This window comes from Paenibacillus hubeiensis (assembly GCF_032334105.1).
GTDB lineage: Bacteria > Bacillota > Bacilli > Paenibacillales > Paenibacillaceae > Paenibacillus > Paenibacillus hubeiensis.
In genome coordinates this window covers 1-2,155 of sequence record NZ_JAVYAE020000039.1, presented here as the reverse complement: position 1 = coordinate 2,155, position 2,155 = coordinate 1, and the positions used below count along the sequence as shown (strand labels likewise).

The following is a 2,155-nucleotide window of genomic DNA, read 5'->3' as shown; positions in this document are numbered from 1 at the left end:
AACCGCCTATGCCCCTGTTTCCAAGCTCCGCGTCAAAAGGCGAAAAAACGCCCTTCCGGGACCCGATCCCATGCGGCTGTCAAAAGGGTTTGAGCCGGGATACATATGTGCGTTCTCACCAACAAGAAGGAGAGGGGGAAGATATAAAAGGTTAAAATATATTCACCTTTTATATCAAATATGATATAATGAGAACAGAAATCGAATTTATCAAGTTGCCGGATGGGACTCAACCTGTTTTATGGCTTCTCAATGATATTCGGCAAAAGGCGACGAGTGATCCTGACATGATGCAGATGCTAAAGCTGATTGCCAACGGACTAGTTTTTTTGAAGAATCACGGTATGCCGCTGGCCAAGCAACAATATTTTGTGGATGAGCTGGAAGATGGCAGGCCATACACGATCCGATTAATTAAAGAGTTGAGGGATCATGTTCCACTCTTTGAATTCCGGGTCAATTGGAAAAGCGGAGCATTTCGCCTCATCTTTTTCGAATATATCCATGGAAACGTGCAGATTCTGGTAATGACCAAGGCCGTCATTAAGTATGAGACCTATTCCGAGGAATTTGAAAAGATCGCGGATGAAAGCGACCGTCTATATGCTGCATTCACTCGTAACCCAGAGCAGTACATCAATCTCGAAGGAGTTGAACAACATGAGTGATGAAAAAAAACGTACAGGCGATGATTTTAAGGACTTTATGAAGGCTGTTTGCGATATTCCCGAAGTTCGGGAATATCTGCATAGCTTCTCCGCTCAGATTGCTAACCTGGTGTATGCCCGCCGGCTTCAGCTGGGATACACTCAAACCAAGCTGGCGGAGCTTGCCAACACGACACAGGCCCGAATCTCTAGCATTGAGGCCGGAAAGTCGGTGTCGACAGAAACGTTGGATGCTGTATTTCAAGTTTTGGGCCTCATTGACTTAAATCCCCGTTTTGGAAATGAAGAAGCGGCTGCTCTCTCAACAACATAATGAATCCAGTCTTGGGTTATGATTAGTTCATATTGAGAGAACCGTCCTATGGCCGGTTCTTTTTGATTGAACCACGCATTTCACATTTTAGATTACATCTCCTGGATCGCCGCGAAAAAGAACGCTGCTCCAAAGGAAGCCCCGCCCCCCAGGCGGGCCCTCCGATTCAATAAAAAAGGCTGAAGGCGGAATGAAAATCACATTCCGCCTTCAGCCGAAAAAAACTTCACGAAAAGAACGATTGTATCCGCTCATCCTGCAGGCAGCAGTTTATGCCATCGCATCGTCAATTTGCAGGTTCTGGACGATCATGTGGATACGTTCTTCCACATACAACGGGTACAAGCAAGAGACCAGAAGTACCTAAAAGATAGGATACCTGCGGATATTTATCATGGAGAAATAAAGCTATTGCCATAATAACGATATTCAAAACCGTAACACAGTCATTATAAGTGTTTCCTCCATTTTTGGCGTATTGCGCGCATGCTTCTTCAACAATTTTGTCAGATAACTTTTGCGGATTAAAAACGGTAGACAAGGACGCAATAGTTTCTTTCAACCCTTCCACAACAGATTATTTAGTGGATCTTAAATATAAATCAATTACATCTTCATTCCAGGTGTTAAGAGTGTTCGTGAGTGCTACAAAATTTTTTCTCACTTCATAGTTAACTTCTGCTTCTGCCTTGTCTGCGATTTGTAACAAATCTGTCAGTCCATCCACTACCGCTACTTTCGATCGGGTAAATTTTCATACGGATCGGGGATATCTAACATATCCCTAAGCTTAGGGATAGCCGTAGTTGCTAATCCCACGTCGATTAAATCAATTCCTTTTAATCTCTTTAAGTCCTCAATTGAATCAATGGATACCCCTTTAAAAGGGTTGTCGAATTTTACCATTACCAATATCTCCTTCACAATGATTTTTTATGGTATTAAATTCCCCTCATATGAGCGTTATATCCACTTTTTTGAAGAAAATGGGAAACACCCAAGGACAGTGCGTACCTGAAGAGAATTACATGGACCCTTGATAACATAGGGCTCACGCTACCGGCTCTAAGGTGGCCAAAAACGCCACCTAAGAGCCAGTACGCGCCGCTGCCAGGTTACTCCAGCCGATAACGAGAGCGCCTAAAGCGGGAAAGATCACCCCGCTCAAGGCGCT

General features: G+C 43.9%; 3 protein-coding genes. 2 read left to right on the top strand and 1 reads right to left on the bottom strand.

Annotated features, from left to right (window positions below; translation table 11 throughout):
- Nucleotides 1-188: 188 nt before the first annotated feature.
- Nucleotides 189-668, top strand: coding sequence for a hypothetical protein (locus RSX24_RS32120; RefSeq protein ID WP_343262900.1), 480 nt, complete (start codon nt 189-191; stop codon nt 666-668).
- Nucleotides 661-981: a helix-turn-helix domain-containing protein gene (locus RSX24_RS32115; RefSeq protein ID WP_343262899.1), complete on the top strand. Its 321-nt coding sequence runs from the start codon at nt 661-663 to the stop codon at nt 979-981. Before RSX24_RS32120 ends, RSX24_RS32115 begins: the two co-directional genes overlap by 8 nt.
- Nucleotides 982-1,713: 732 nt before the next feature.
- Here RSX24_RS32115 and RSX24_RS32110 read toward each other — a convergent pair.
- Nucleotides 1,714-1,887 (bottom strand): hypothetical protein, encoded by a 174-nt coding sequence (locus RSX24_RS32110; protein ID WP_343262898.1) that lies wholly within the window; start codon nt 1,885-1,887, stop codon nt 1,714-1,716.
- Between the last annotated feature and the right edge of the window lie 268 nt (nt 1,888-2,155).

Coding starts and splice junctions, on each gene's coding strand:
- RSX24_RS32110 (WP_343262898.1), bottom strand. CDS start 1,887: ATGGTAAAATTCGACAACCCTTTTAAAGGGGTATCCATTGATTCAATT.
- RSX24_RS32115 (WP_343262899.1), top strand. CDS start 661: ATGAGTGATGAAAAAAAACGTACAGGCGATGATTTTAAGGACTTTATG.
- RSX24_RS32120 (WP_343262900.1), top strand. CDS start 189: ATGAGAACAGAAATCGAATTTATCAAGTTGCCGGATGGGACTCAACCT.